This window comes from Agrobacterium sp. MS2 (assembly GCF_003261015.1).
Classification (GTDB): Bacteria; Pseudomonadota; Alphaproteobacteria; order Rhizobiales; family Rhizobiaceae; genus Agrobacterium; species Agrobacterium pusense.
In genome coordinates this window covers 245603-268869 of the sequence record NZ_QLNF01000012.1, presented here as the reverse complement: position 1 = coordinate 268869, position 23267 = coordinate 245603, and the positions used below count along the sequence as shown (strand labels likewise).

The window sequence follows — 23267 nt, the reverse complement described above, 5'->3', positions numbered from 1 at the left end:
CCCTTGATCCCCTCACCCTTCGCGTTCACCAGCGGGCCATTATGCTTGACGAGACCTTCCAGCGTTTCCCAGGTCAGGTTGATGCCGTCATATTCGGCATAACGGCGCTCCAGCTTGGTGACGATACGCAGGGACTGTGCATTGTGGTCAAACCCGCCATAGGGCAACAGCACCGCATCGAGCGCGTCTTCGCCGGTATGGCCGAAAGGCGTGTGGCCGAAATCATGCACCAGCGCCACGCCTTCGGCCAGATCCTCGTCCAGCTTCAGCGCGCGGGCGAGCGCCCGGGCGATCTGCGCCACCTCAATGGTGTGGGTAAGCCGCGTGCGGTAATGGTCTCCGTCGGGGCTGATGAAGACCTGCGTCTTGTGCTTCAGGCGGCGAAAGGCTGTCGTGTGGACGATGCGGTCCCGGTCACGCTGGAATTCGGAACGCGTCAGGCTTCCTTCTTCCGGAAACAGACGCCCGCGCGTCGTCCATGGATCCGAGGCGAAAACCGCCCTCTCCCCACTTCCGAAACCCAATGCGCGCTGGTCTATGATCATGCATCCACCTGTTGACTTCTTATGGCCGCGACTTCCTTTTGGTCTCGGCCATTGACCTTTTCATTCACCCTTCATACCTATCGCAGAGGTCAGCGCAAAGCATCATCGCCGCGCAGACGCCCTCACACAGGCTATAGACCGTTAATTTGACCGGTTTATAATAGTGACAACGAGATTATTGCTCTCCGGATCTTGACCCCGGCAGGAGGAACGACATGGAAAACAGCGACATTACCCTTTCGGAAGCAGCGGCAAAGCGAATCGCCCAGATCGTCGCCGCCGACGCCGGCAAACAGGCGCTGCGCGTCTCCGTCGAAGGCGGCGGTTGCTCGGGCTTCTCCTATAAGTTCGATCTGGCCGAGAACCCCGCCGATGACGACATCGTGATCGCCCGCGGCGACGCCAAGGTGCTGATCGACAGCCTTTCGGTCGTCTATATGGCGGGCTCTGAAATCGACTTCGTCGATAATCTGCTTGGCCAGTCCTTCCAGATCAAGAACCCCAATGCCGTGGCAAGCTGCGGTTGCGGCACCAGCTTTTCGATCTGAGTGAAACGGCCCGCGGCTCTGCCTCAATGCTCTCAGCTTTAAGGTGATCCGCGTCCTCTCCTGCCTCATCCCTGTCTCCCCGCCGCGCAGACGCGCGTCGGCTGGATTGCTGTAACAAGCACAGGAATGAGGGAGTAGAGACATGACGCTGACTTCGCGGCCCAGTTCACTCTACCAACCTCCCCTCTATCCACCACATCCTCGCCACCACCTTCCAAAAACGGTGGCAATCGCTTTTGCATCGGGTAAAAGTACCCTCACAAAAGGGAAACTCCGATGAAGATTGCCACCTGGAACATCAACGGCGTCAAGGCGCGCATCGAAAACCTCTGCCAGTGGCTGAAGGATTCTTCGCCTGATATCGTCTGCCTTCAGGAGATCAAGTCGGTCGATGAGGGGTTTCCGCGGCTGGAGATTGAGGCGCTTGGTTATCACGTCGAGACCCACGGCCAGAAAGGCTTCAACGGCGTCGCCCTGCTCTCCAAGGTGAAGCCCGATGAGGTCAATCGTGGCCTGCCGGGTGATGATGCCGACGAGCAGGCGCGTTTCATCGAAGGCGTGTTTTCCGTCGACGGTGGCGCCATCCGCGTCTGCTCGCTTTACCTGCCGAACGGCAATCCGCCTGACGATCCGGTCAAATATCCCTACAAGCTCGCCTGGATGGAGCGGCTGCGGCGCTTTGCCGAAGATCGCCTCGCGTTCGAGGAGCCGCTGATCCTCGCGGGGGACTACAACGTCATTCCGGAACCGTTCGATTGTCACGACCCCCGCGTGTGGGAAGGTGACGCGCTGTTTCTGCCGAAGACCCGCGCAGCCTTCCGCAAGCTGGAGAACCTTGGCTTCACCGATGCCGCACGTGCGACGACGGATGAAGCAGGACTATATTCCTTCTGGGATTATCAGGCCGGCGCATGGCCGAAAAATAACGGCATCCGCATCGACCATCTGATGCTGTCAGCCGAAGCGGCCGACAGGCTGGAATCGGTCACCATCGAAAAACATGTGCGTGCGTGGGAAAAACCATCCGACCACGTGCCGGTCTGCGGTTACTTCGATTTCAGCCCCGCTGGCTGACAGGCCATCTTTACCGAGCTCTGGCGCGGCAATTTTCAATCCGGATCGTCAATCCGCATGGTCTGCGCCATTGCGATTGCCGCACGGCGATCGTTCTCACCCGCCAGCGAAAAGGCCTGCTCCTGCAGGTTCTGAATCCAGGTACAGTCCGCCGCCGTGCATTTATCCAGCGCCGCCGTCATGAAGGCGAGGCCCTGCGTCGTCTGGCCCTCCTGGAAGATCAGGTTGCCGAAAATCGACATGGCGCCGGCATGGCCGTGTTTGCGGGCCTGGTTGAGCCATTTCTTTGCCTGCTGCACATCCGCGCGGCCACCCTCGCCGGCAAGAATCATCTCTGCCAGACGGAACTGGGCCTCAGCCACACCGAAGGTGGAAGCAACCTGGAAATAAAGCTGCCGGGCCTGTGAAAGGTCCATTTTGACGGGGCTTCCGGGAATGCCGTGGCGGTAATAATCAGCGAGAGACAGCAGCGCATTGACGAAAAAGCCCGTATCCTCCGAGCCCGGTTCGACACCCTGATTAGCGATTTCGCTGTAGATCTTGAAAGCTTCGAAGTCGTTCTTGGCGACGCCATCGCCATAGGCATACATGTTGGCAAGCGCCCAGCGCGAGCCTGTATGGCCCTTTTCGGCCGCGTAGCGATAGGCCTCGACAGCTTCACCCTTGTTTCCGTTCTTGTAGGCCTTGAAGCCGAACTTGAACAGGTCGAAGGGGCCGGATTCCTTGGTCACGCCCGCATTGATGTCAAAAGCCGCGGCAGGCATTGCGAGCGACGCAAGCAACATGCCCATGAGGAGCGGCTTTAAAACGTTGGCTTCACATTTCAGCATTTCAGCGAACTTCTCTCACTCTTCCCGGCATATAGCCAATACTTGCGGAATACTGCAAAGCCGAACCCCGCCGGGTCGCGATTTTTCGAACACACTGCGTCTTTCCGGCAGCACTTTCCAGCGCACCACCGGTGGTCTCCTGCGGCAATTGCCCAAATTTTCCAGTTAGACAGATATAGGCATAATTTCCGGCAATATAACGGCGTTCCGCCATCCACCGGTCAGCGCCAAACAAGAAATCCGGATGAAATTCCCGTATTACTTGCTTAAACCCTGAATCCAAACCTGTTTTCACTTTCTGCAACCCCGCGGGCCCACATCAAACGCCTGCATGTTCTTCCGATCCCGCCGCCCTAAACATAAGCCAAGCACCCTGTTTGTGGCGGGAAATGGACAGATATGCTCACATTCCAACGCGACCCCACGCTTGCAGAAAAGTGTTGCCAAATCGTCACAAAACTTTCGGGCCAGAAAATTTTATCGAGAAGGAATCATAGTCGGACATGAAAAAAGGCCCGGTTGGTAAACCGGACCTTTATTTTAGCATCAGCGAAAGGATGGGATCAGAACTTGACCTTCACACCCGTCGAGATGGCTGCCACGAGGTCGTTGCCGAAATCGTAGCCTGCCTCGTTGCCGCAGGTGAAGCCAGCGCCGCAGGGTCCGCCATTGATGGAGGAGCTGCCCGAGGTCAGGAGGCCGAGAGCACCGGCAATCTTGAACTCGATGTTCTTGTTGGGCGAATAGACAATCTGCGTGCCGAGCGTCCACGTATCTGTCTGGGTGCCGATGACCGTGGACGTACCGCGATCCCAGGTCAGGCTGACGGCTCCGCTCCACTGTTCGTTGAACTTGTGACCAACGCCGCCGGAGATCGTCCAGCCGTCGCGATAGAACAGGTCAAGCGTGTTCAGGGTGTCTGCGCCACTTGGGACGCAGGGAGATGTGCCGACCGCGCAGAAAGGAATGACCTGAATCTGGCTCCAGTCTGTCCACTTCACGGAACCGAAAGCAAGCCAGTCTGGCGCTATGCCGGATTGAACTTTTAGTTCGATGCTGTCTGGCATGGAAACAGAGCCATAGATCGGCACGAGCTTGCCGCCGTATTTTGCAAGCGTCGGAGATATGGATGGCGGTGTCTGTGGGATCCCTCTAACATCGGCGAAGCCGGTCAAATCGTGATCGACAGCGCTGTTATAAACAAGGCTGGCGCGGAACGCGATCTCGGGAATCTCGTAGGCCATGCCGGCGCGCCAGCCCCAGCCGTCACCTTCCATCTCAAGTTTGCCGACGCCGCTGAAGCTGGACCAGGCCGGATTGAGGCCCAGAACGGCCGGCCCGAGAACCTGACGATACTTATAGCCGCTCAATTCCTGATAGAAGCCGCCGCCGATAATCGAGAAGTCACCCTTGCCAAGATCGAACTTCACCCGGCAGGTGGTTGCGTAATTGTGCGACTTGACCTTGGTTTCGATATTGTAGCTCGATCCCTGCCAGATACCGGGATTGAGATGCGCGCCCCAGGGCTGCGAATAGTCGAACATGCAGTCGCCGAAATCGCCGATCGATGCCTTGGCCCCGATGCGGGTCGACCAGAAGTTTTCGGAATCATCTGCCGTCCTGGACCAGGATGCAGGCAAGGGGCCACTTTTCAGCGGATTGTCCCGCGCATTCTCTACCTTGCGCTGCGGTGCGACGAAGGTCGCGGAGCTGTCGAGAACGTAATCGGACGGATCGAACAACAGATCGATATTATAACCGCCGCGCTCGAGACCGCCGGCCAGTGAAGGCGTTACCGCCGCGATGCTGACTGCGAAACATACCGCGCCGCGAAAAATTGCAGTTTTTGCCATCTCTCTCCCCAATCAAGGCAATGTGATCATCAAAAGAGTGAAGCGCTTCGCGGAAAATGACAATCTGCCGCACACTGGCACAGTTCTGCGACACTTCTCCATTTTTTACGTAAGAATTTCATGTCGATCCCCTTGCATAATCATTTTAGGTTATTTTTCTAATTAAACAGAAGCGATCCGACACAAAATGAAACAATTTCCCACGCGTGACGGGAATTGTCGCCAAATAACCACACACGCGCGTTTCCCAAAGAAAGCCGCTTATCACGCCGTTTTTGTTGGCTTTTTTGACTGTTCGGGAGATTTTCGAGCGCGAGATGGCGAGAAATGATCGCCCTCCCGCGAGCAACATGATTCGTCGTTGCAACGCAGCAATCGATAGGCGGCGACCCTATCGCTCCATAACAAAAACGCCCCGTTTTTAGCGGGGCGTTTTTGTTCATGCAAAGCCGCAAGCGGCATGTCACCCCGCTTCGCTTACCCGCGTGAGCGCCGTTCTCAGGCTTGCGAGCTGAATTTCCAGCTCAGCCTTGCGCTCGCGTTCGGCGGCAACGACTTCCGGATCGGCATTGGCCACGAATTTCTCGTTCGACAACTTCTTGTCGATGCGTTCCATTTCCGCGTCCACCTTGCCGATCGCCTTCTCGAGACGAGCCTTTTCGGCCGCAAGATCGACCAGATTGCCAAGCGGCAGGCAGATGGTCGCCTCACCGACGATGATCTGGGCCGATCCCTTCGGCGCGACATCGGCGGCACGGATTTCATCGGCCCGCGCCAGACGCCGGATAGCGGCGGCGTGGCGATCGAGCCGTGCTTCCGTGGAGGTATTGGCGCCAACGACCACCAGCGAGGCAGTGGCACCCGGCGGCACGTTCATCTCGGCGCGCGTCGAACGAACGCCGGACACGAGATCGATCAGCCAGTTGATTTCCGCAGCCGCGGCGTCGTCGCGGAACTCCGGCTCCGGCCAGTCGGTAAGGCAAAGCAGATCATCGCGCTCCTTGCCCTCACCGGCCGTATGCGCCCAAAGCTCTTCCGTCATGAACGGCATGAAAGGATGCAGCAGCTTGTAGATCTCATCCAGAACATAAGCCGCGCAGGCCTGCGATTCCGATTTGGCCTTTTCATCGTCGCCGCCGAAGACCGGCTTCAGCAGTTCGAGATACCAGTCGCAGAACTGGTTCCAGACGAAACGGTAGAGAATGCCTGACGCATCGTTGAAGCGGAAGTTCTCAAGTGCCGCCGTCACATCGCGGGCCGTGTTGGCAAGCTCGGTCAGGATCCAGCGGTTGATCGTCAGCGAGGCGGTTTCCGGCAGGAAATGCGGGTCACGCTTCACGCCATTCATCTCGGCAAAGCGCGTCGCATTCCAGAGCTTCGTGCCGAAATTGCGGTAACCCGCAATACGTGCCGGATCGAGTTTCACGTCGCGACCCTGCGCCGCCATGATGGCAAGCGTGAAACGCAGCGCATCGGCACCATATTCATCGATCAGTTCCAGCGGGTCGATGACGTTGCCCTTGGATTTCGACATCTTCTGGCCGTTCTTGTCGCGAACCAGCGCATGAATATAGACCGTGCTGAACGGCTCGACCGGGTTACCGGCGTCGTCCTTCATGAAATGCAGGCCCATCTGCATCATCCGCACCACCCAGAAGGGGATGATGTCGAAGCCGGTGACAAGCACGTTTGTCGGATAATAGCGCGCCAGTTCCGGCGTCTGTTCCGGCCAGCCGAGCGTCGAAAACGGCCAGAGCGCGGAAGAGAACCAGGTGTCGAGCACATCTTCGTCGCGCGTTAGGATTTCGCCCGGAGCGAAGTTCTCAAGCTTTTCCTCAACCCAGGCCTTCCACGGGCCTTCATGGGCGATGTAATGCTGGATGGCCGCCTGCAGCGCCTCTTCCTCGGTCTTCTCGACGAACACCTGCCCGTCTGGGCCGTACCATGCCGGAATCTGGTGTCCCCACCACAATTGCCGCGAGATGCACCAGGGCTGGATGTTCTCCATCCATTGGAAATAGGTGTTTTCCCAGTTCTTTGGCACGAAATTGGTGCGGCCTTCGCGAACCGAGGCAATCGCCGGCTGCGCCAGCGTCTTGTTGTCGACCCACCACTGGTCCGTCAGGCGCGGCTCGATCGGCACGCCGCCGCGGTCGCCATGCGGCACCACATGCTTGTGCGGCTCGATCCTGTCGAGCAGGCCGGCTTCCTCAAAAATTTCGACGATGATCTTGCGGGCGGCAAAACGGTCCTGACCTTCCAGCCGATCCCATGCGCCGTGCAGCGCCGCCGGATGGTCGAGGCCTTCGAGGAAATCCTCGTTCTCCTTGATGGAGATGGTACCATCGATATTCATGACATTGATGGCGCGCAGGCCACAGCGCTTGCCGACTTCGAAGTCGTTGAAATCATGCGCGGGCGTGATCTTGACCGCACCCGTACCGGCGGTCGGATCGGCGTAGTCATCGGCGACGATGGGAATCCTGCGACCGACGATGGGCAGGATGACGTGTTTGCCGACGATGCCCTTGTACCGTTCGTCTTCCGGGTTCACGGCAATACCGGTATCGCCAAGCATGGTTTCCGGACGCGTCGTGGCGACAACGATATAGTCGCGGGTCTCGAACTCGGTGGGCTTGCCTTCCTCGTCGAATGCGGTCGGGTACTGATAGGTAACGCCCTTTTCGAGCGGATAGCGCAGGTGCCAGAGATTACCCTTGACCTCGATCTGCTCGACTTCCATGTCGGAAATCGCAGTCAGCAGCTTGGGATCCCAGTTGACGAGGCGCTTGTCCTTGTAGATCAGGCCCTGCTTGTAGAGCGTGACGAAAACTTCGAGAACAGCCTCGGAGAGACCTTCATCCATGGTGAAGCGTTCGCGCGACCAGTCGCAGGACGCGCCGAGACGTTTCAGCTGGTTGAAGATCAGGCCGCCGGATTCGGCCTTCCATTCCCACACCTTCTCCACGAAGGCCTCGCGGCCCATGTCGCGACGGCCTGGAAGCTGCTGCTCCATCAGCTTGCGCTCGACGACCATCTGCGTGGCGATGCCGGCATGGTCCATGCCCGGCTGCCACAGCACATCCTTGCCGCGCATGCGCTCGAAGCGGACCAGAATATCCTGCAGCGTGTTGTTGAGCGCATGGCCCATGTGCAGGGACCCCGTCACATTCGGCGGCGGGATGACGATGGTGAAGGTTTCCGCGCCCGGCTTGGCGTTGGCGCCGGCACGAAAAGCGTTAGCCTCGTCCCAGGCTTTGGCGATCTTCGGTTCGACGGTGGCGGAATCGTAGGTCTTTTCGAGCATTTCCTGACCTGAATTTTAGAGTTCTTGTGTGGATTTTTTAAATAAGGATGGACAGTCGAGAGTCAACAGAAACCGACCCTCAGGACGCTCCGTGAGCGACCCGATGGCCGACTATGCCCCGATAACGCTTTCATCTTCAATAAAAAAGCCGCCCCTGTGCCGGGCGGCCCCTGTTTAACGCCAATGCCACGCCTCCCGACGCGGGCGGGAGGCACCCGGCCCTGCGGCCAGCGTAAAATCAGCGGCGCGAGCCGCGCGCCACGCGCTCGATTTCTTCGCGCACGAGACGTTCAACCAGGGTTGGCAGATTGTCTTCCAGCCATTCCTGCAGCATCGGACGCAGCATCTCGGCCGCCATGTCCTCGATCGAACGACGTTCGACGCCGTCGAAAACCTCGGCCAGCTCACTGAAGGAACGCGCGATCTGCGCGCCCGCGGCGGCCGAGATGAGGTTGAGCGACAGGTCGGAGCCGGCCTGTGCTTTGTCTTCCGGCTGCGGCGCAACCAGATCGAGTGACGGCGCCTCGGCAATGGGTTCCTGCACGTCGATGTCGAAAACTTCCTCGGCGACGGCGGTTTCAATCGCACCGCGCAGCGCCATATGATCAAAATGGTTTTCCGGTACAGGCGCGCTTTCAATGGCAGCGGCAGCGGCCCGGTCCTCGGAAGCGGCGGGCGCCTGCTGTTCAGCAGCAGTTGCCGCAGCCGCCACCATCAGCGGCCGTACATCCGTCGGACGCTGTGCCGCGGGCCGTTCGGTCTGCGGCACGGCGGGAGAAGAGGAAGCTGGAGAGGCCTGCATCGCCGCGCGCTGGCCCTGCGAGGCGAAGGCCTGCGGCCCCATGGCGGCGTTGCGGTCTGCGGCAGCGCGAACCCGCGCGGCGACATCGGCGAGCGACATCGTCTTTTCGACGGGGATTTCCTGGGGCTCGGCCAGAGACTTTTCATAAGCCGGTGAAAAATCCTGTGCAGGCCGCGCGCCAAAGGCCTGGTTTGCCGGCGGAGGGACGCGGGCCGGCGGGCTGGCTGGCTCCGTCATGTAAGTCGCGTCGCCTGCCGCCTCGTCCTCATCGTCATAAACCGGCGGTAACTGGCCGGAAAATGCGCCGGCGGGCCCTGGCTCGTTGCTTTCGATGATCCGGCGTATCGACGCCAGAATCTCTTCCATGGACGGTTCACGCGCTACGCTTGGCTGAGCCATATCAATCCCCGGTTTCCACTCTCTAGCACCCGGCCTCGCATCCCTTCGGATGCCAGGGGCACTTCGCACCTGTTCAATCTGCACATCACGGCAGCGGCAGCCGAAACAACCGCCGCGCCGACAGTCTGCAACAGGCCTGAGAAAGACGCTCCGCATCTTCGCAACCCGCTGCAGGGGTCATGCGGGGCAGAAATACGCACACCCCGAATCACCTTAGTTTAGGGCAGCATAGCCGCGAACTAAATCACTGATTCGACAAGTTTCGTGATGATACACAGCTTTGTGGGCGCGATCTTCTCGAAGACGCACACGGGATGAATTTCCAATCCTCACAAAAACGCCGGGGTGGAAATTCCACCCCGGCGTCAAGAACAGAATGATGGTACGGTGATCAGAAAACGAATTCGGCTGCCTTGGCGAAACCCGGCAGCGGCTTGACCGAAGCATTGAAGAAGGTCGCGGCCGACGTGCTGGCGCCATCGCGGCGATAAACGGTGGCCTTTGCGGCATTGCCGTATCCGACAACGACGACGAGACGCCCGCCGTCGCGCAACTGTTCGGTAAGTGCCGCCGGCACTTCCTCGACAGCGCCGTTCACGAAAATCAGATCGTAAGGCGCTTCGCTCGCATAACCCTTTTCGAGATCGCCGGTGACGACAGCGACATTGTCATAGCCAAGCGAAGCGAGCGTTTCGGTCGCCTGTGCGGCGAGCGCTTCATCGCATTCGAGCGAAACGACGGAGCCGGCAAGCTGGGACAGGATGGCGGCCGCATAACCGGAACCACCGCCGACTTCCAGGACCACGTCCTCCCTCGAAACGGCCGCGAGCTGCAGCAGCTTCGCGAGCGGCGAGGCCTTCATGACATAACGGGCCGGGCGGCCATCCCGGGCGGGACAAATCTGCAAATCCTCATCCACATAGGCAATCTGCCGTGCACCCGTCGGCACGAATGCCTCGCGCGGCACACTCAAAAACGCCTTCAGCACCGAATGCGAAGTCACGTCGGTCGTACGCAGCTGGCTGTCGACCATATTGGCGCGCGCGGTTTCGAAATCCATCATGTCGTTATCGCCTCAATTTCACGGATGCCGGTCGGGAAGTCCCGGCTCCAAAAGCTCAAAACGGCGCGGGCCTCCCCTCGCCTTTGAGTAATCTCATAATTGGCCAAGAGCGCGCTTTCAAGCGCGGTAAGACGGATGTGGGGTAAAAAGCAGGATGGCAGTGGTTTTCTTCACGGAACAAACGGCGAGACGTCGCCAATCGTGACGCGTAACAGGAAAAATCATCGTACCGTGGGAGAATTTTGGAGGCCTCGCCCGGAATTGAACCGGGGTACAAGGATTTGCAGTCCTCTGCGTCACCACTCCGCCACGAGGCCTCACACGCTCATCAATGGAGCGATGGCGGGCATTTAGAACGAATCCATTTGGGGCGCAAGAGGGATCGTTCCGAATGTCGTGTTTTTTCAGCCGGGTACGTGGAGTTCAACCGCCCACCTTGTTTAAGTCACTAAGATGACATGGCTTTTCGCGTCATCCCCCTGCTCCGGACGAAAAATTGCCCGCAGCCGAAGGACTTTCGACTACGGGCAACCCGTGCATTTTCAGGAACGGTCGATCAAATCCGTCCCATCAGAACCAGGATCAGCACGATGACCAGCACCAGTCCGAGACCGCCCGAAGGGCCGTAACCGTAATTATGATAACCCCAGCTTGGCAGCGCGCCGATGAGGAACAGAATGAGCAGGATGACAAGGATGGTGCCGAGCATGTTTAACCCTCCACTATTGGCATGTGTCCGACTGCTTCAATGACGCAGCGCGTGAAAAGTTCCCTCTTCCGGCCTCTCCAGCAGGCTGAAAGAATGACGGCAGACGTGCCGTTTCAACAGGTTACACCGCTTTTGCCCAGACATGATGGTCCGGCCGGAAGGGGCGTGCCGTCCCCCGCGCCTGGCGGATCAATGTCCCGGACAGTGAATATGAGGAATTGTGCATAGTCTCGCGCGGCGAATTCATCGCGAGGTCTGGATCGCTGCAATTTATTCGAGGTAATTTCTCGCTCTATGTCTATTTTCGGTTGTCCGCCATAGTGAAGACAGTCCCGCGTACCTTGAAACCGGCGGGAGACGGAGAGATCCGGCTTCGCTGGCAGTGCGCCGGATCTCTCCCGCCCCCTCCCTCGCTCCGTCCCACTCCTGCCGCAGGCAGGTCGGCACACGTACATGTGACCGACGACCATGCGTGCTACCCCTTGCCTCGTCTCAGCCTCTCCGGATAGACCCCCGTGACGGGAGGGAGAAACGAGAATCATATGTCCGGTTTTGCGAACCTCATCCCGCTTTTCATCTTTGGCTTCCTCGTCTATTTTTTCTTTCGCTGGGTCGCGCGCGACATTCAGAACCCAAAGCGCAAGTAGTCGGAAAGAATAATACTGCTGCATCCGCCGCTTCCGGGAACCTCCGCGCCTCCATATCGTTTTGCAGATGGACCTCGGAGGACGGGATGAAAACGCTCGCATCATCGGCCGCAATAGCCCTTTCGCTCGCGCTTGCGGGATGCACGACCGCCGGTCCGGCACCCTATGTGGAGCCCATTCCCGGGAGCATCATCTATAAAGGCCAGCCGCGCACGAAGCTGACGAAGTCACCGATCGGCAGCACCTTCACCCATGAGTTCCGCATAGACAGCAGCACAAGGGCGGTGGAAACCTATCGCATCGCGCCGGATCGCTCGCTGGAACTCATTGACCGGCGCATCCTTCGCGAATGGCTGTTCGGACGCGACGACTGACCGCGCCGGTCGGCTCCGAAACGGATTGCGCATCCCGCCGGCTTCGTTTAGAGCCGGGCGCGAAACCAACATGGATGAGCGATGAACACGCGCTGGCAGAAACCCGTCCTGATCGCCTTCGAAACGCCGGGTGATTATACGAGCATCGAAACAACCCAGGCCGCCTCCTGGGCCCTGATCGAGGACTGGCCGGTGGAGGATGGCGAGGCGCTAGACAAGGCGCTGCTGGTCTGCGCCGCCGTGGATGCCGGCAGGAAAAAGCCTGAAGACGCGCGCAAGGCCTTCATCGCCGCCGCGATCGAAGCGGGGCTCGACATCAAGGCGTAACGGCCCAGCCACGCGTCGCGACGGAGGCGCCAGGGGCGTTAACGTCAAGTTCATGGTTCGATGGATCGATACAGAGGAAAGCGTCCGGATATATGAAAAAAGCCCTGTTCATCTTTCTTCTCTCCTGCCTGGCGATCGGCCTTCTCGGCCACCTCGTCGTGGCCTTCGTCGTCACCGGCTGACACGCCGTAAATCAGGCGTTAAGAATCCCTAAATTTCATTCTGCTGTTATGGAACCGCGTTAAACTTTTTCCGTTCTCTTTTCGATCGAACAAGGAGGATTGAAATGCGCGACGGACTGAATGGTTTTCTTGAAATTTCGATGATCGGCTTCGTGGTTGCAAGCTGCCTCTTCATGGTGAACCTGCCGATCTGATCGGGTAACGAGCTTCGCAGGAGAGCATCGCGGTAAAGCTGGTGATGATGCCGCCGGCACAGAAAATGCGGCCTTTTGGGCCGCATTTCTTTTTCACTGGACTTTTCAGGATCAGGCAGAAAGCTTGGCGGCGATTTTCGCCACATGCGCGCCCTGGAAGCGTGCACCTTCAAGTTCGACTTCGGATGGCTGGCGCGAGCCGTCGCCATCGGTAATGGTGGAAGCGCCGTAAGGGGAGCCGCCCTTGATTTCATCGACACCCATCTGGCCCTGGAAGGCATAGGGCAGACCGACGACGGCCATGCCGTGGTGCAGGAACGTCGGCAGGAAACCGAGAATAGTCGATTCCTGGCCGCCATGCTGGGTGGCGGAAGAGGTAAAGGCGGAACCTACCTTGCCGACGAGCTTGCCGCCGAACCACAGGCCGCCCGTCTGGTCCCAGAAATTGCGCATCTGCGAAGCGACCGTGCCGAAGCGGGTGCCGGCGCCGACGATGATGGCATCGTATTCAGCCAGTTCGTCCACGGTGGCGATCGGCGCCGCCTGGTCGAGCTTGAAATGCGAAGACTTGGCGACCGCTTCCGGCACCAGTTCCGGAACGCGCTTGACGACGACGTCTGCGCCCGCCGATTTTGCACCCTCGGCGACAGCATAGGCCATCGTTTCGATGTGACCGTAGGAAGAATAATAGAGCACCAGAACTTTCGTCATTTTCTTTGTTTCCTTTGGGTTTATCGTTTCCGGCGTCCCGACCAGAAGCCTTTTCAAAAACGTGATGATGATTATCGGCGACCCGTTACAAGCATGTGATGAAAATCTAGCTCACAGGCTTCTTCCACGCCAGCGGCTTATCGGCATACGCACTGTTCACCATAAGTGAACGGAAAAGCGAAACGTCAACTATTTGCCGAAATACATTTTTTCAAAACCGCTTTGCAATCATCGGGCACGGGGCTAACGTCTGATAAAACAGATGACGAGTACACCCATGTCCAATCCCTCTTCCGCTCAATCCGTCGTGACCGCCGCCATGCTCGCCATTGGCGACGAGTTGCTTTCGGGCCGTACCAAGGACAAGAATATCGGCCACCTCGCGGACGTGCTGACCATGTCCGGCATCGACCTCAAGGAAGTGCGTATCGTTGCCGATGAGGAGGACGCGATCGTCGAAGCGCTGAATGCGCTACGCAGCCGCTATGATTATGTCTTCACCTCGGGTGGCATAGGCCCGACCCATGACGACATCACCGCGGATGCGGTTTCCGTGGCGTTTGGCCTTCCCTGCGAGCACGATGCCGAAGCCTTGCGGATACTTGGCGACATGTACCGTGCCCGTGAGATGGAATTCACCGATGCGCGCAAGCGCATGGCGCGCATGCCGAAAGGTGCTGTCCACATCGCCAACCCTGTTTCCGTCGCCCCCGGCTTCATCATCGGCAATGTCTATGTCATGGCCGGCGTGCCGCAGGTGTTCCAGGCGATGCTCGACAACGTCATGCCGACGCTCCGCACCGGCGCCAAGGTGATGTCGCAGGCCGTACGCTCACCGTATGGCGAAGGCGATATCGGCACGCCGCTGACGGCCATCCAGAAAGCCCATCCCGAAACCAGCATCGGTTCCTATCCGAAATATGACGGGCAACGCTTTTCGACGGAAATCGTGGTGCGCGCCCGGGATGCAGGCGTGCTGAAGGCCGCGGCGGATGCGGTCGCGGCCATGATCGAAGCCATCGGACAGGAGAAAAGACTGGCGGCAGGCAAGGGCGACGCAACGGCTTGAGCGAGAAAGGGCCTTTGACAAACGGGCTTTGACCAAAATCAAGGTGGCGGCCTGCAAAGGCGGCCACTCTCCCCACAGAAATTAGATGTCACCGAGGAGAGATAAATGGGTTACAAAACGATATTGGCAGTGGTCGACAATGTTTCGAACACACAGAAGCTCGGCGAATTCGTGGTGAGCCTTGCAGACCAGTTTTCCTCGCATGTCATCGGCCTGCACATGGAAACGCTGGCCGCCGTTCCCCTCGTCGCGCCGATGGAAATTCCCGATCCCGCCACCGTGCAGGCCCTGCAGGATGTGGCACACAAGGAAACCACCGATGTCGGCACGCTTTTCGAGCGTACGCTATCGGCCAACGGCATCTCGCATGAATGGCGAAGCTTCGTTACCTCGGTGGGTTACGCCTCCGCCTCTGCCATCGACAGCGCCCGTTGCGCCGATCTCGTCGTCGCCCGCCAGAGCAGTTCCTCGGCTTTGTCGGACAGCCGCACCGATATTGACAGCTTTCTCTATGAAAGCGGCCGTCCCGTTCTCCTCGTCCCGCATGTGCTCACCGTCGCCAAACCGATCAAACGCGTCCTGATCGCCTGGAATGGCTCTCGCGAGGCGACGCGCGCCACTTTCGACGCCCTGCCCTTTCTGAAAGCCGCCGACAGCGTCGAGATATTCTCCGTCGACCAGGCAGAAAGCGAAACGCAGTCCTCCGGGTTTGCCGGTACGGAACTGGCCGCCACGCTCGCCCGCCACGGCGTGAACGTGACGGTGACCTCACAGGAAAAGATTGCCGGCCTTTCGCCGCAGGCGGCCATCGAAAATCGCCTTTCCGATAACAGCATCGACCTTCTGGTCATGGGCGCTTACGGCCATTCCCGCTGGTGGGAACTGCTGTTCGGCGGCGTTACCCGCACGCTGCTCGATTCCATGACGGCGATGACGCTGCTGTCGCGTTGAATATGGATGCGGCGCAAATGGCGCCGCCAGCCCCCGCCATCTCGCTCGAAAGGAGCGTCCGCCACTGGTTTCTTCTCCCCGCCGGGGAGAAGTCCGCGGCAGCGGGATGAGGGGGCGTGGGTAGAGATAGACCGAGAGCCAGTCCCCTCATCCGACCCTTCGGGCCACCTTCTCCACTTAGGGGAGAAGAACCAAGCGGCATTCTCTCAGCCAAAATCACGCCGGATAAGCGCAAAGCTTGCCTTTTTGCCGGTCTTGCGGCTATTAGCCAAAGCCATCGACAATTTTGACCAGATGGTAGACGACATGTCCCTTCCCGATAAAGCCTTTCCCGTTTCCTGGGACCAGTTTCACCGCGACGCCCGTGCGCTTGCATGGCGTCTTGCCGGTCTCGACAAAGAGTTCCGGGCGATCGTCTGCATCACGCGCGGCGGCCTCGTTCCGGCGGCGATCATTTCCCGCGAACTGAACATCCGCATGATCGATACGGTCTGCATCGCCACCCGCCATGACTACGTCAACCAGGGTGATACGGTCCTCTTGAAAGGCGTAGCCCCCGAACTGACTGTTGATGCCGGCGAAGGCGTGCTTGTCGTCGACGATCTGACCGATACCGGCAAGACGGCGCTCGAAGTGCGCGAAATGCTGCCGAAGGCGCATTTTGCCTGCGTTTACGCCAAACCGAAGGGCGTGCCGACCATCGATACTTTCGTCACCGAAGTGAGCCAGGACACCTGGATCTATTTCCCCTGGGACATGGGCTTCACCTATCAGGAGCCGATCGCCAAGGGATCGCGTGGCTGAGTGCCTGAAGAATGGCGCTTTTTCTTTCCGTCATGCCGGACTAGATCCGGCATCCAGCCACGGCGCGTCTGCGCCGTGAGACGACTCTCTCCCGATCAAGGATTGATCGCGCTGGACCCCGGATCTGGTCCGGGGTGACGGAGTGCGGATGCACCAACCGCGCAAGACTTCCCCCAGCAATATACACTCTTTCGCCGTCCCACCCGGGGCGGCTTTTTTGTGTGAAAAGGCCTTTTTGCCCACAGTGAAAAACACGGAAAAACCGCAGTGTCGCCATTATGCCTCACCCCGAAAATGCGGGGTTTTGCCTTTCCGTTGCGGAAACCAGCCTCGCGCAAGCTTCAAATTTTTCCGCCAAGTCACTGATTTTTCTGAGAGCTTTTCCTATCCCCGTTTTCCACAGGCACTCCACACAATATCTTGTGGTTAAAAATGGGTTTCAATCTATGGCTTGACGAATCTGTGTCGCGAGAGGAAAGTGACAAATATGTTGCGGCGGCAACGAACCGGAAAGTAACGAGGCCGGTTCTTCTCCATCTTCAGCGCGCATGTCCAAACGGCGTCCCGGCCATGAGGGGGCGGTTCGCCGATGGCTTTTCTGCGCCTTCGGAACCGCCAAAAACATTACGCGGGGACTGGCAGCAAGAATGTGTTAACACTATATATAGTAGGCTTGCAGCCATCTTAAACACGAGATACAGGGATGACATCCAAGGATGAACATCCCATCAGATCGGCAACAACCGGCTGCGCGAAGGCATCGCACGGCTGGAACGAATTTTTGCGCCCTTCACCGGGCGCCCAATGGACGAGGACAGAAACCATGCGCATTGAACGCCGCTTCACGAAGCCCGGCCAATCGCCTTATGCGGAGATCGACTTCCGCAAGGCCGTCAGTGAAATCAAGAACCCGGATGGATCCATCGTGTTCCGTCTGGCTGACATCGACGTTCCCGCGCAGTTCAGCCAGGTTGCCACCGACGTTCTGGCGCAGAAATATTTCCGCAAGGCCGGCGTGCCGAAGTTCCTGAAGAAGGTTGAGGAAAATGACGTTCCTTCCTTCCTCTGGCGCTCCGTGCCCGATGAAAAGGCTCTGAAGGATGTTCCGGAAGCCGAGCGCTACGGCTCCGAGACCGATGCACGCCAGGTTTTCGATCGCCTGGCCGGCACCTGGGCCTATTGGGGCTGGAAGGGCAAATATTTCTCGTCCGAAGAAGATGCCCTCGCCTTCCGCGACGAGCTTGCCTATATGCTCGCCACCCAGCGTGTTGCCCCCAACTCCCCGCAATGGTTCAACACCGGCCTGCACTGGGCCTATGGCATTGATGGTCCCGGCCAGGGCCACTTTTATGTCGACCCCTTCACCGGCAAGCTGACCAAGTCCAAGTCCGCTTACGAACATCCGCAGCCGCATGCCTGCTTCATCCAGTCCGTTGAGGACGACCTCGTTAATGAAGGCGGCATCATGGATCTGTGGGTGCGTGAAGCGCGCCTGTTCAAATACGGCTCCGGCACTGGCTCCAACTTCTCCTATCTGCGTGGCGAAGGCGAAAAACTCTCCGGCGGCGGCAAATCGTCAGGCCTGATGAGCTTCCTCAAGATCGGTGACCGCGCAGCCGGCGCCATCAAGTCCGGCGGCACGACCCGCCGCGCAGCGAAGATGGTCGTCGTTGATGCCGACCACCCCGATATCGAAGCCTATATCGACTGGAAGGTGAACGAGGAGCAGAAGGTTGCCGCTCTCGTCACCGGTTCCAAGATCGTCGCCAAGCACCTGAAGGCGATCATGAAGGCCTGCGTCAACTGCGAAGCTGACAACGGCGATTGCTTCGACCCGGCCAAGAACCCTGCCCTGAAGCGCGAAATCCGCGCCGCCAAGAAGGACATGGTGCCGGAAAACTACGTCAAGCGCGTCATCCAGTTCGCCGAGCAGGGTTACAAGGACATCCAGTTCAAGACCTATGACACGGACTGGGATTCGGAAGCCTACCTCACGGTGTCGGGCCAGAACTCCAACAACTCCGTCTCGCTGAAGGACGATTTCCTGCGCGCTGTCGAAAATGACGGTGACTGGAACCTCACCGCCCGCAAGGACGGCAAGGTCATGAAGACGCTGAAGGCCCGCGACCTCTGGGAAAAGATTTCCCACGCCGCCTGGGCGTCTGCCGATCCGGGTCTGCACTTCAACACGACGATGAACGACTGGCACACCTCGCCGGCGGCCGGCCCGATCCGCGCCTCCAACCCGTGCTCGGAATACATGTTCCTCGATGACACGGCCTGCAACCTTGCCTCGCTGAACCTTCTGCAGTTCAAGGATCAGGCGACGAAGCGCATCGATATCGCCGATTACGAACACGCCGTTCGCCTCTGGACCGTCGTGCTCGAAGTGTCCGTCATGATGGCGCAGTTCCCGTCGCGCCAGATCGCCGAACTCTCCTATGAGTACCGCACGCTGGGCCTCGGTTACGCCAATATCGGCGGCCTCCTGATGTCCTCCGGCATTCCCTATGACAGCGCCGAAGGCCGCGCCATTGCCGGTGCGCTCACCGCCATCATGACCGGCGTGTCCTATGCCACCTCGGCCGAAATGGCCGGCGAGCTTGGCCCCTTCCCGGGCTTTGCGCCCAACCGCGAAAACATGCTGCGCGTCATCCGCAACCACCGCCGCGCCGCCCTTGGCCAGTTGGAAGGTTATGAGGGCCTGTCGGTCAACCCGGTCGCACTCGTCCATGGCGACTGCCCGGATCAGGACCTGATCGCCCACGCAACGGCCGCCTGGGACAAGGCGCTGGAACTTGGCGAAAAGCACGGCTACCGCAACGCCCAGACCACCGTTATCGCACCCACAGGCACGATCGGCCTCGTGATGGATTGCGACACGACCGGTATCGAGCCCGATTTCGCGCTGGTGAAGTTCAAGAAGCTCGCCGGTGGCGGTTACTTCAAGATCATCAACCGCGCCGTTCCGGATGCGCTGCGTTCGCTCGGTTACTCCGAAAGCCAGATCGCCGAGATCGAGGCCTATGCCGTCGGCCATGGCAATCTCAACCAGGCTCCCGGCATCAACCCCTCGACGCTGAAGGCCAAGGGCTTCACCGATGAGAAGATCGAAGCCGTCAACGGCGCGCTGAAGAGCGCCTTCGACATCAAGTTCGTCTTCAACCAGTGGACGCTCGGCGCCGACTTCCTCAAGGAAACGCTGAAGGTTTCCGACGAGCAGCTCTCCGACATGAGCTTCAACCTGCTCGAGCACCTCGGCTTCGGCAAGAAGGACATCGAAGCGGCCAACGTTCACGTCTGCGGCGCGATGACGCTGGAAGGCGCACCGTTCCTGAAGAACGAGCACCTGCCCGTCTTCGATTGCGCCAACCCCTGCGGCAAGATCGGCAAGCGTTACCTCTCCGTCGAATCGCATATCCGCATGATGGCGGCGGCTCAGCCCTTCATCTCCGGTGCGATCTCCAAGACGATCAACATGCCGAACGATGCGACGGTTGAGGATTGCGGCGCAGCCTACATGCTCTCCTGGAAGCTGGCGCTGAAGGCCAACGCCCTTTACCGTGATGGTTCCAAGCTTTCCCAGCCGCTCAACGCGTCGCTGGTGGAAGATGAGGACGAAGAAGACCTGATCGAAGAACTGATCCAGCAGCCCGCCGCACAGCAGGCCGTGACGATCACCGAAAAGATCGTCGAGCGCGTTATCGAGCGCGTCTCACGCGAGCGTGAAAAGCTGCCGAACCGCCGTCAGGGTTACACCCAGAAGGCAACTGTGGGCGGTCACAAGGTCTATCTGCGCACCGGTGAATTCGGTGATGGCCGCATCGGCGAAATCTTCATCGACATGCACAAGGAAGGCGCCGCCTTCCGCGCAATGATGAACAACTTCGCCATCGCCATTTCGCTCGGCCTGCAATATGGCGTGCCGCTGGAAGAATATGTGGAGGCCTTCACCTTCACCAAGTTCGAACCGGCCGGCATGGTGCAGGGCAACGACGCGATCAAGAACGCCACGTCGATCCTCGACTACGTGTTCCGCGAACTCGCCGTCTCCTATCTCGGCCGCCACGATCTCGCCCATGTCGATACGTCCGACTTCTCCAACACGGCGCTCGGCAAGGGTATCCAGGAAGGCAAGACCAACCTCGTTTCCACCGGCTGGACCCGCGGTTACAAGCCGACCATCGTGTCCCGCAATGACGGCGAACGCACCGCTTCCGAGCCCAAGGGATCGGCAACGGCAGCCCCTGCCCGCGCCTCGGCCAACGTGACCTCGTTTGCAGGCTCCGCAGCCCGCAAGCTGGAACCGACAGTCGCCATCGCAACCTCCGAAATCGTCTCCTTCAAGCGGGACTATGAAGAGCGCGCCAAGGAACTGGCCGAAGAAATCGCCGAAGAAGTGATCGACGAGGTCGTCCAGGAAGCCCAGCAGACGGCAACCGCCCTCTTCTCCGACAAGGCCGCCGCAGACGCTGCTTCGGCCAAGACGGAAGCCAAGAAGGTCGAAAACGAACGCCGCATGCGCTCGATCGCTCAAGGGTATACGGGCAACATGTGCTCGGAATGCCAGAACTTCACGATGGTGCGGAACGGCACTTGCGAGAAGTGCGATACTTGTGGTGCGACGAGCGGTTGCAGCTGAGCGTTAGCTTAGACACCACCAAAAAACGACTAGTCTTGAGGGCTCTTTCAGATATGAAAGAGCCCTTCTTCTTTTGATATTTTATCCATTTCACTACTGGAAACCCGTAGTCCACAATGTTATCTTTTGAGTGGAATGACCGAAAGGCTTTAACCAATCTCGCCAAACATGGCGTCAGCTTTGAAACGGCCCGCAAGGTTTTTGAGGATCCATTTGCCGTGGATATCGAGGATCGTTCAGCGAATTACGGCGAAGTCCGACGACGTATAGTGGGGTTGGGCAACGGATTGGTTCTGACTGTGATCTATACCGAACGCAGCGAAGTGATCCGCATCATCTCGGCACGAAAGGCGACACGCGCGGAGCGCAAGGAATACGACGACAATGGCTGGTAAAATCGATCAAACAGACTGGGCCCGCCTTCACGCCATGACCGATGAAGAGGCGGAGGCGAATGCGCTTGCCGACCCCGACAATCCGCCGGTTTCTGCCGAGCAACTTGCTGCGGCTCCCAGAATGCCGCGCATCAAGATCATTCGCCGGGCCCTGAAGCTGACGCAGGAAGAGTTTTCCGCGCGTTATCATATTCCGCTCGGCACCCTGCGTGATTGGGAACAGGGACGTAGCGAGCCGGACCAGCCGGCCCGCGCTTATCTCAAGGTCATCGCCGTCGACCCGGAGGGCACGGCCGCCGCGCTCCGTAAAGGCGCGGCCTGACCCGCCTCACCCGATAAAATCCACCAGCAGCTTCACATTCAACGCCGCAATCACCACCGCGATCAGCCATGCGAAGCCTGAGAGCCAGAGCGGTGAGCGCAGCTCGCCCATCTTGGCCTTGTCACCGGTGAACATCACCAGCGGGAAGACGGCGAAGGAGAGTTGCAGGCTCAAGACCACCTGCGTCAGGATCAGCAGTTCGCCCGTGCCGCTGTCTCCGTAAAGGATGGTCACGCCGGCGGCGGGGATGATGGCGATGGCGCGGGTGATGAGGCGGCGCAGCCAGGGGGCGAGCCGCATCTTGAGAAAACCTTCCATCACGATCTGGCCGGCAAGCGTTGCCGTGACAGTGGAATTGATGCCGCAGCACAAAAGCGCCACGCCGAACAGCGTCGGCGCAATCGCAAGGCCGAGCAGCGGCGCCAGCAGATTATGCGCCTCGCCGAGTTCGGCGACATTTGTCTGCCCCGCCTTGTTGAAGGTCGCCGCCGCCAGAATGAGGATCGATGCGTTGATGAGAAGCGCGAACATCAGGGCGATGGTGGAATCGAGCGTCGCGAATTTCAGCGCCTCGCGCTTTTCGGCTATTGTCTCGCCGATTTCGCGGGTCTGCACGATGCCGGAATGCAGATAGAGATTATGCGGCATGACGGTCGCGCCGAGAATACCGAGCGCCAGATAGAGCATGTCAGGATTGGTGACGATTTCAGTCGTCGGCGCAAAACCAAGGATCACCTGCCCCCAGTCAGGATCGGCGAGCGCTACCTGAATGGCAAAGCACACCGCGATGACGCCAAGCAGCGTGATGACCAGCGCCTCCACCCAGCGGAAGCCGAGCTTCTGCAGATAAAGGATCAGGAACACATCGAGCGCGGTGATGAGAACGCCGATTTCGAGCGGAATGCCGAAGATGAGGTTGAGGCCGATGGCCGTGCCGATCACCTCGGCAATATCGGTGGCGATGATAGCGATCTCGGCGAGCAGCCATAGCAACATGGCCACCGGCTTCGGATAGGCGTCACGGCAGGCCTGGGCGAGATCGCGGCCGGAGGCAATCGCAAGACGGGCGCAGAGCGATTGCAGCACGATCGCCATGATGTTCGAGACCAGCGCAACCGTCAGCAGCGTATAGCCGAACCTGGAGCCGCCGGCGAGCGACGTCGCCCAGTTTCCGGGATCCATATAACCGACGGCAACGAGATAGCCGGGACCAAAAAACGCCATCGCCCGCCGAAACGTGCCGGCATTCGGCTTGACGCGGATAGAACTGTGAACGTCTGACAACGAGAGATCGTCGCCGTTTCGCCGCCATCCAAAGACTGGCTTCTCCATACTATGCGCTTTCTGAACGGAAATCTGATTAATGCAATTGCAAATCATTCGCATAAAGAGACGCAGGACGCAAGCTGACTTTCGACGCCGCGATGTGGCGCTTAGCCCTCTCCTGGCACTGCGACCGGTCACGCGGGTGCTGGACGATTGACAATGTGGTTACTTGACACCGCGCGCCATTGCCTCG

At 59.1% G+C, this 23267-nt stretch carries 19 protein-coding genes, 1 tRNA gene and 1 pseudogene; 10 read left to right on the top strand and 11 right to left on the bottom strand.

The genetic code is table 11. The features are described 5' to 3' along the window. A pseudogene (gene dgt / locus DOU54_RS27905) lies at positions 1-545 on the bottom strand (dGTP triphosphohydrolase); the annotation flags it as partial. 215 nt (positions 546-760) lie between these two features. Between dgt and erpA the strand changes: the two are divergent. Further along, on the top strand, positions 761-1093 hold the full coding sequence (erpA, locus tag DOU54_RS06005; RefSeq protein WP_022556278.1) for an iron-sulfur cluster insertion protein ErpA: 333 nt from the start codon (positions 761-763) through the stop codon (positions 1091-1093). 276 nt (positions 1094-1369) lie between these two features. Then, positions 1370-2167, top strand: a complete 798-nt coding sequence (xth, locus tag DOU54_RS06000; RefSeq protein ID WP_113380565.1) for an exodeoxyribonuclease III — start codon at positions 1370-1372, stop codon at positions 2165-2167. A 35-nt stretch (positions 2168-2202) separates the two neighbouring features. Here the strand turns inward: xth and exoR are convergent, their stop codons facing one another. From exoR to DOU54_RS05960, 8 genes are all read right to left on the bottom strand, one after another. Beyond that, the gene (exoR, locus tag DOU54_RS05995; protein ID WP_004442165.1) at positions 2203-2997 is read right to left on the bottom strand and encodes an exopolysaccharide production regulator ExoR; all 795 of its coding nucleotides are present in this window, start codon (positions 2995-2997) and stop codon (positions 2203-2205) included. A gap of 1 nt (position 2998) precedes the next feature. Beyond that, positions 2999-3292, bottom strand: coding sequence for a hypothetical protein (locus tag DOU54_RS05990; RefSeq protein ID WP_234704062.1), 294 nt, complete (start codon positions 3290-3292; stop codon positions 2999-3001). A gap of 268 nt (positions 3293-3560) precedes the next feature. Continuing rightward, a complete protein-coding gene (locus DOU54_RS05985) occupies positions 3561-4850 on the bottom strand; it encodes an outer membrane protein transport protein (protein WP_004442167.1) in 1290 nt (429 codons plus the stop codon). A gap of 463 nt (positions 4851-5313) precedes the next feature. Then, a complete protein-coding gene (locus DOU54_RS05980) occupies positions 5314-8157 on the bottom strand; it encodes a valine--tRNA ligase (protein WP_113380564.1) in 2844 nt (947 codons plus the stop codon). A gap of 238 nt (positions 8158-8395) precedes the next feature. Continuing rightward, complete coding sequence (gene popZ, locus DOU54_RS05975) at positions 8396-9358, bottom strand: cell division protein PopZ (protein ID WP_060942367.1); 963 nt, start codon at positions 9356-9358, stop codon at positions 8396-8398. Between the two features lie 391 nt (positions 9359-9749). Further along, positions 9750-10421, bottom strand: coding sequence for a protein-L-isoaspartate O-methyltransferase family protein (locus tag DOU54_RS05970; protein WP_022556281.1), 672 nt, complete (start codon positions 10419-10421; stop codon positions 9750-9752). A gap of 243 nt (positions 10422-10664) precedes the next feature. Further along, a tRNA-Cys gene (locus DOU54_RS05965) sits at positions 10665-10738 on the bottom strand. A gap of 239 nt (positions 10739-10977) precedes the next feature. After that, positions 10978-11130: a DUF3309 family protein gene (locus tag DOU54_RS05960; RefSeq protein ID WP_004442177.1), complete on the bottom strand. Its 153-nt coding sequence runs from the start codon at positions 11128-11130 to the stop codon at positions 10978-10980. Positions 11131-11863: 733 nt separating this feature from the next. Between DOU54_RS05960 and DOU54_RS05950 the strand changes: the two genes are divergently transcribed. Beyond that, entirely contained in the window at positions 11864-12151 is a 288-nt protein-coding gene (locus tag DOU54_RS05950) for a hypothetical protein (protein WP_004442182.1), read from the top strand. Positions 12152-12232: 81 nt separating this feature from the next. Then, entirely contained in the window at positions 12233-12478 is a 246-nt protein-coding gene (locus tag DOU54_RS05945) for a DUF982 domain-containing protein (RefSeq protein ID WP_004442183.1), read from the top strand. Between the two features lie 487 nt (positions 12479-12965). Here the strand turns inward: DOU54_RS05945 and wrbA are convergent, their stop codons facing one another. Then, entirely contained in the window at positions 12966-13565 is a 600-nt protein-coding gene (gene wrbA, locus DOU54_RS05935) for an NAD(P)H:quinone oxidoreductase type IV (protein ID WP_004442185.1), read from the bottom strand. 277 nt (positions 13566-13842) lie between these two features. Here wrbA and DOU54_RS05930 point away from each other — a divergent pair, with 277 nt between their 5' ends. The 6 genes from DOU54_RS05930 (at position 13843) to DOU54_RS05900 (ending at position 21748) form a co-directional block, all read left to right on the top strand. Then, positions 13843-14634, top strand: a complete 792-nt coding sequence (locus DOU54_RS05930) for a competence/damage-inducible protein A (RefSeq protein WP_004442187.1) — start codon at positions 13843-13845, stop codon at positions 14632-14634. 105 nt (positions 14635-14739) lie between these two features. Next, a complete protein-coding gene (locus DOU54_RS05925; RefSeq protein WP_004442189.1) occupies positions 14740-15585 on the top strand; it encodes a universal stress protein in 846 nt (281 codons plus the stop codon). Positions 15586-15891: 306 nt separating this feature from the next. Beyond that, on the top strand, positions 15892-16389 hold the full coding sequence (gene gpt / locus DOU54_RS05920) for a xanthine phosphoribosyltransferase (protein ID WP_006698845.1): 498 nt from the start codon (positions 15892-15894) through the stop codon (positions 16387-16389). An 823-nt stretch (positions 16390-17212) separates the two neighbouring features. Further along, entirely contained in the window at positions 17213-21031 is a 3819-nt protein-coding gene (locus DOU54_RS05910; RefSeq protein ID WP_037093649.1) for a vitamin B12-dependent ribonucleotide reductase, read from the top strand. A gap of 116 nt (positions 21032-21147) precedes the next feature. Further along, positions 21148-21426 (top strand): BrnT family toxin, encoded by a 279-nt coding sequence (locus DOU54_RS05905; protein ID WP_004442197.1) that lies wholly within the window; start codon positions 21148-21150, stop codon positions 21424-21426. After that, positions 21416-21748 (top strand): helix-turn-helix domain-containing protein, encoded by a 333-nt coding sequence (locus tag DOU54_RS05900; protein ID WP_037093651.1) that lies wholly within the window; start codon positions 21416-21418, stop codon positions 21746-21748. Before DOU54_RS05905 ends, DOU54_RS05900 begins: the two co-directional genes overlap by 11 nt. Before the next feature lie 6 nt (positions 21749-21754). Here the strand turns inward: DOU54_RS05900 and DOU54_RS05895 are convergent, their stop codons facing one another. Further along, entirely contained in the window at positions 21755-23080 is a 1326-nt protein-coding gene (locus DOU54_RS05895; protein ID WP_162749514.1) for an Nramp family divalent metal transporter, read from the bottom strand. Positions 23081-23267 lie beyond the last annotated feature (187 nt).